Raw genomic sequence first — 7364 nt, forward strand, 5'->3', positions numbered from 1 at the left:
CGATTATTCCATGCCATGGTTTTGAGCCACTCATTCTGAACTATTCCCAGGCGGGACAGGATGGCTGGTGTATTACCGGAAATAGCACCCCGCTTACCGGGTATAAGAATTCTTCCACTCCAGTTCACTAACTCAACATAGTGCTGCCGGCTAAACGGAATGGCCTTATCGGGATTTTGCCCCGGTAATCGCAGGGGTTTGAGGGGCAGACCGGTTTTTTTATAGGTGTGATTTTCTGCCAGAGACGCCAGGCGTTGCTGAATGGAGGTATAGTCAGAGGCTTCCGGCGTGTCGGCCATTTTTGCCCTGATCGGGTTAAGGTCAACATAAGCCATGCAAGTGAGGAGGGCGGCTTCATCCAGTAATGCCTGGCTTTTAAAGCGGCCTTCCCAGAACCGGCCTTTGCAGTCATCTTCCCTGTTGGCTTCCCGGGCCAGATACTCGTTCAGGCAGCGCATAAACCAGCTGATATCCTGTAATCGCTCTCGGTACTTTTTCACATATTCATCAACCTGGTGTTGCTCTGCCTCACTCAACTTTTCATCTTTAAGATAACGCTGAACCAGCGTTGACCCATTAAATAATTGCGACCATCGTTGTAAAACCTCACGGTCGCTCCATTGCTCCGTTTCAGCCGTGTTGATGTGCAACACCAGATGATAATGATTGGACATAATGGCATAGGCGCAGATCTCAATAGCAAAAATATTCACCAGTATCTGGAGGCGATCTATCACCCACTGTCTGCGATGTTCGAAGTTTTTTCCCGAAAAATCATCCTGACCGCAAAGCCACGCCCGGCGAACGCAGCGAGCGATGCAGTGGTAGTAACGTGTGCTCGCCGTATCGATTAGATTTCTCCGGGGACTGGTCATGGGCTCTCCTGTCAGAAAAAAAGTACAGAGGAAATATAGAATAGTTTCTCAGGGAGTCAATTTTGTGGGTGTCCTATTCTTTTCTATTCTTTTCTATTCTTTTCTATTCTTTTCTATTCTTTTCCTATTCTTTATTGTGGGTGTCTTATTCTTTCTAGGAATAGTTTCTCAGGGAGTCAATTTTGTGGGTGTCCTATTCTTTTTTTCTTTATTCTTTATTCTTTATTCTTTATTATTTTGTGGGTGTCCTATTCTTTATTCTTTATCAGGGAGTCAATTTTGTGGGTGTCCTATTCTTTTTATTCTTTTTTTTTCCTTTTATTCTTTGTGGGTGTCCTATTCTTTCCTTTTATTCTTTGTGGGTATCCTATTCTTTATTCTATTTTGTGGGTGTCCTATTCTTTATTATTGTGGGTGTCCTATTCTTTCTATTCTTTTCTATTCTTTTTCTTTTCTTTTCCTATTCCTTCTCCCTGGACACGAAAGCCAATGTAACAGGGAGATCAATAAACGTCATTTCATACTCATTATCGGAACTTATTCATCGCTCCCCAACGGATCTCGATCAACCCTTGCCGATACCGCTATCTGCCAGGATTTCATAAACTCCACAGACTCCATTAAATTCTTCGAATCCTTTATAGATATCAGACGAAAAGCCCGGAAGAACTGGCTCAACTTTTATGCTTGCCTGCTTCATTTTATCTGGACTGAACAGTTGCTCTTCACCCACAGCAGGGGACATTATGATAACTTTTTTGCCTCCTTTATCGAACCAACACTTTAAAACCCTTGGTAAAAACACGTTTACTGCCTCCGTGACATACCTTTTTCCATTTTTTTTTGTACGAGATAACCGGTAAGGAGCAACGATCAGCATCGCACTATTCAATATATCAATGTTTAATCCAGACAAAACCATTACATATTTATCAACAGCATTCATGTAATCCAACTTATCAACCTTGGCAAAAGTAATTTTTTGAACAAATGGATCATAGGAAGTGACCGGAATGCTTGAATTTATCAACCGAGAAGAAATGTAACCAGATCCGGCTTTTGGTGAAAAAAGGTGATAAACATTAATTTTATCAAGATACTCTTTCAGCTTTTCTGCTGATTCTTTTGAAACATCAGAATACACGCCAAAGTGCACTCTTTTAACCTTCATAAATCGAGCCAACTCAATTTGAAACAAATTAAATATACCTTTTACTTTATTTGCTTTTTCCGTTCTACCACATTCAATACACTCCACTAGCACTGGCTTAAAAGATCCCTTTTCTGTTTCTTTTTCATCAATCCCAAAGGAACGATAAAAACAGCCAACAATTTTTCTATATCTACCCTTAGATATATCAGATGGTAGCAATTTACCATTCATAATATGGGCCAGATCAATCTGCATGGTAAATATTGCGTCTATCAATCCAAACTGAATTCGAGCCTGCTCCCCTGTAATCATAGTTCGACCATCTTCAAGGCATCTAATCTGTTTTGTAAGAGAACCAACCTGTTCATTAATAATGCCGTATACCTCTTGATCTTTTGTGGCCGCAAACACTTTTTTTGCTTCGCCGTAGGCTGTCCCGTGCTTTTTATTCAATTGTTCAGTCAATTTTTTCAATAAAACGGATCTCTCTTCAGGGGAAGATTGTGCTGAAATCTGATCAAATATTTTCTTTATTTTAGAATCATTATTCAGAGCACTATCATAAATATCCTTATACAGAGAGGCATCATGTTTTTTCAAATAGTTAATACGATCGGTAGCATCACCAGGAGGAAAGATGCCCGGACCCGCAGCTATGCTTAAATCACTGTTTGATGACGATGTCGAAGCGGTTGAAGTTGCTGGAGGAGAGCATTCCGATGTTAACCCCGCTGGTTCTCCACCTGCTAAAAAGGCTCGATTAGAGGCTTTTGGCTCATCCACTTTTACCCTGAACTGCGCCATCGGTATTGATGGCTTCGAGGATAATTGATCATCAACCTGAGCCAGTGCTTTATCAGATCTTTCTTTTGTAACCGTTAAGGCTGCAAAATGACCTTGCTTTTGATGATTACGCTTCGCCTCCTCTTCGTCGATTATTCCATACTGCGTCAGTACTTTAGATACTTCCCCCACATCCGCCATAATCTCAAAGCCCTAAAATTTTAAACGCCAAAATCTCTAAGGCACTCAAAAATAGAAAAAGTTCCCGGTATCAACCGAGAACTCTTTGGGATGGTAGGCGTTAAGGGTGATTAATCGTAGTAGCTGATACCGCCTGCTACATCCTGACGGATAACAGTCCCGGAATCAGAAGTCAGAATCTCTGCGGCCTGATCCAGAGAACCAATAGCAGCCATTTTTCCGCCATTGCGGACAAACTCGACAACAGATTCCACCTTGGGTCCCATGGAGCCAGAGGCAAAATCGAGTTTATCCATCGCTTCCGGTGTGGCGCAGCGGATATTTTTTGAATCCGGATGACCAAAGTTGGTCGCCACAGCAGGAACATCGGTGAGAATCAGGTAAGCATCTGCCTTTAATCCTTCAGCCAGCAGGCGGGATGAACGGTCTTTATCAATAACAGCTTCTACATTCTGCAACTGTCCGTCCGCTGTTTTCGTCACCGGCACACCACCACCGCCACCACAGATTACGGTGATTTCTTCATTGGAGATCAGGTGCTGCAATGCCGACAGCTCAAGGATTTCCTCCGGCATGGGCGACGCCACAACACGACGAAAGTATTGACCATCGGGTTTGATCGTCCAGTCTTCATGGGTTTGCAACAGCTCATCAGCCTGTTGACGGTCATAGACAGGGCCCACAAATTTATCCGGGTCACCAAAAGCAGGATCGTTCCGGTTCACCAGCGTCTGGGTTGATACCGTACAGATATTATGACCCGGCATCTGGTTACGCAGTTCCTGTTCAAACATGAAGCCGATCATTCCCTGGGTCTGGGCGCCAAGGGCATCCAGTGGGTAGGGTGATACACCTTTATAGGCATCGTTCATTAATGCCAGCAGGCCAACCTGAGGCCCATTACCATGGGTGAGAATAACTTGATGATGGCGGGCAATTCTGGCGATGGCGACAGCAGCCTTGCGGATGTTTCTGCGCTGGGTTTCACACTCCAAAGGTTCGCCACGTTGCAGGATTGCGTTTCCACCCAGGGCAATTACGATTCTCATGATTTTATTCCGTTAATTAATTAATAATATCTGGTTGTTTATGATCTCTTTGATGTAAATCAAAACCTGCCCGCTGGCGCACAGCCTGACTGATCAGACAATCGTTAAAGGGAGCTTTGGTTTTGTTTGCTTTCAGAAGTGCCCGGACTGAATGTCTGAAACTGCAACGAAAGCGAAGGATTGATAACAGCCGGAGTCATTCCGGAGTTTTTTATTTGAACCACTTTATGTGAACCACTTTATGTGAACCACTTTATGTGAACCACTTTATGTGAACCACAATGTCACATGTTGCTATTCACCGGGTATTTGAATAAACCAAACGTCCATCAACGTAGGTTCGATAGATATTCCGGTCATCACCCAGCGTCATTAACACAAACAGTTTTTCATCCAGTACTTTTGAGTTATCCCAGCGCAACTGCTGCACCTGGGTTGCTACCGGATCGAGCACCACAAAATCCGCTTCTTTGCCCACATCAAAGTTGCCAATGCAATCATCAAGATATAATGAGTGTGCACCACCGAGTGTTGCCCGGTAAAATCCTTCAATGGCAGGCAGTTTTTCTTTTTGCAGCTGAACCACTTTGTAGGCTTCATTCAGGGTTTCAAACATATTGAATGAAGTGCCGGCACCTACATCAGTCGCCATACCAACACGAACATTATTATCTGCAGCACGACGATAATTAAACAAACCACTACCAAGATACATATTGGACGTTGGGCAGAAGGCAATGGATGAACCAGTTTCTTCCATCACCTGCCACTCTTTATCAGTCAGATGAACACAGTGCGCATAAACAGACCGTTCGCCAGTCAAACGATAGTGGTTGTATACATCCAGATAACCATCATGGTCGGGATACAGTGATTTCACCCACTCAATTTCATTCAGGTTCTCTGACAGATGAGTCTGCACATAAGCATCGGGAAACTCTTCACGAAGCGCCATGGCTTTTTCCAGCTGCTCCGGTGATGACGTTGGCGCAAACCGTGGCGTAATGGCGTAAAGCAGACGGTTGCGCTTATGCCACTTCTTCAGTAAGCGACGGGAGTCCTGATAACTGCTTTCCGGAGTATCCAGCAATGCTTCCGGCGCATTACGATCCATCATCACCTTACCGGCAATCATACGCATATTGCGCCGGTCACACTCTTCAAACAGGGCATCCACGGATTCAGGATGAACACTGCAGAAAACCATGGCCGTGGTGGTACCATTCTTCAACAGTTCATTAACAAACAGGCCCGACATTTCTGAAGCATAACGCTTGTTGCCGTATTTCTGCTCTGTTGGGAAAACGTAGGTATTCAGCCACTCCAGTAACTGTTCACCATAGGCCCCAATAATTTCCATCTGGGGATAGTGGATGTGGGTATCCACAAAACCAGGCACCACCAGCTTGCCGCGATAATCACAGAGTCGCAGGCCTTCCGGCAGCAGCGCCTTTCCCTCTTTCCAGCAACCATGCCAGGCAACCTTACCCTGATCGATGATCAGCAAACCATCACTGATATAGCGCAGGTTATCCTCCATTTTCTCAGGCTTTGTAACAACCTGACGAATATCCAGCAACGCCCCTCTGACGGCCTTCACCGTATTAGAAAACATCATAATGGTCTGCTCCTCTTTTTATCATTGCCGGGAGCGGCCCCTTCCCCCGGAGCATTCTCCCTTTCTATTTATGCCCTCGCTCCCACGCCCAGCGAGGTTGTCGCAAAATATAACCTCGTTCCCATGCTCTGCGTGGGAATGCATACCGTACTCGCCACAAGTGAATAACCAGCCTGAAACCCCACAGATTCGGGCAAGGAGAGGTTTCTCCACATGCGGCCAGATCCGTATGCATTCCCACGCAGAGCGTGGGAACGAGGGTTAAGCGTCCCGGCTTTTTCGGGAAGCGGGTAGCGGGAGGCGTTATTTTTTAGCCCCATCCACCGTACGAATATAATTGGCCCGTTCAAATGCTTCCGGGTTAGCAACAGAGCGCTGGCTCATCATGCCGCGCATTTCATTCAGGTCGGTAAATTCCCGTTGTTTTAACCAGACTTCCACCCCCTTCAACAATACAGACACATAGTCCGCACCATTGCGTATCAGTGCTGAAGCCAGCATCACCGTATCTGCGCCAGCCAGCAGGTACTTGATGACATCTTCATGATCATAGGCACCGGAAGTCGCCGCCAGAGAAGCATTGATTTTGCCATGCAGAACACTGATCCATCGCAGGGGAATACCAATCTCACCCGCCTTACTGATGGGCCAGCTCGGTTCCACCAGCATGCTGGTGAGGTTAAAGTCAGGCTGTAACATCCGGTTAAACATCACCAGCCCATCCACACCAATTTCATCGAACTGGCGGGCCATATTGCCGAAAGCACTGAAGAATGGATCGACCTTCAATGCCACCGGAATGGTGACACTGTTCTTCACACGTCTTGCGACGTCCAGATAGACGTCCTCAACCTCTCGTCCGGTGATATCCAGCGAGGGTGGGTTGTAATAAACATGCAGTTCAAGAGCATCAGCACCGGCCTGTTCAATCTGCCGGGCGTAGTCAACCCATCCGCCTTCAGAGCAACCGTTCAGGCTGGCAATGACGGGAATATCCACAACCGACTTCACCTTATGAATGGTATCCAGATACGCTTGAGAGCCCCGTTCCAGCGTCAGGCCTGATGGCAGAAATGAAGTTGCCTCCGGAAACAGGTCATTTCTGGACAGGGCAATCTGTTCTTCCTCTTCCTGCTCCCGGCGAATCTGCTCTTCAAACAGTGATGGCAGAACAACCGCCGCAATACCTGCTTTTTCCAGACGCTGAATACTTTTTACGGTAGACGTCAGAGGGCTTGCTGATGCGATCAGCGGATTCTTCAGGCTCAGGCCCATATATTTGGTGGTCAAATCCATCATCGTTACTCCTTAATCACCACAAAGACATCAAGGCACAAAAGCCCGAACTCAGCACGACCTCGCGCCCACGCTTTTAGGCCCTGCGGGTCCTGCGTGGGAATGCATACCGCACCCACCACAAACGATACAACTCAGTGTAAAACTCCGGCACACTCAGGCAGTCAAGCAAGATAGTGCTACGGCATACGGCAAGCTCCGTATGCATTCCCACGCAGAGCATGGGAACGAGGGTTTTGCGACAGCCTCGAAGGAGGGTGTCGCAAAAGGGCAACCCCCCCCCGACCGTCATCCTCGCGAAGGCGGTTGTCGCAAAACCCTCCTCGCTCCCACGCTCTGCGTGGTAGCGCCAGGACCCAACCACAGACACGATTCCTGTGGTTGGCTAT

General features: G+C 46.5%; 5 protein-coding genes. All 5 read right to left on the reverse strand.

The annotated features are described in order from the left end of the window. On the reverse strand, window positions 1-875 hold an 875-nt coding region (locus RM811_RS04070), incomplete at its 3' end, for a transposase (protein WP_402521012.1). A gap of 565 nt (window positions 876-1440) precedes the next feature. Continuing rightward, window positions 1441-3012: a hypothetical protein gene (locus RM811_RS04075; RefSeq protein ID WP_402521013.1), complete on the reverse strand. Its 1572-nt coding sequence runs from the start codon at window positions 3010-3012 to the stop codon at window positions 1441-1443. Between the two features lie 110 nt (window positions 3013-3122). Beyond that, a complete protein-coding gene (gene arcC / locus RM811_RS04080; protein ID WP_402521015.1) occupies window positions 3123-4061 on the reverse strand; it encodes a carbamate kinase in 939 nt (312 codons plus the stop codon). A gap of 298 nt (window positions 4062-4359) precedes the next feature. Then, window positions 4360-5679 (reverse strand): guanine deaminase, encoded by a 1320-nt coding sequence (gene guaD / locus RM811_RS04085; protein WP_402521017.1) that lies wholly within the window; start codon window positions 5677-5679, stop codon window positions 4360-4362. Window positions 5680-5982: 303 nt separating this feature from the next. Beyond that, the gene (locus RM811_RS04090; RefSeq protein WP_402521019.1) at window positions 5983-6978 is read right to left on the reverse strand and encodes a dihydroorotate dehydrogenase-like protein; all 996 of its coding nucleotides are present in this window, start codon (window positions 6976-6978) and stop codon (window positions 5983-5985) included. Between the last annotated feature and the right edge of the window lie 386 nt (window positions 6979-7364).

Origin of the sequence: Endozoicomonas sp. (genome assembly GCF_031844845.1) — a bacterium.
Lineage (GTDB): Bacteria > Pseudomonadota > Gammaproteobacteria > Pseudomonadales > Endozoicomonadaceae > Endozoicomonas.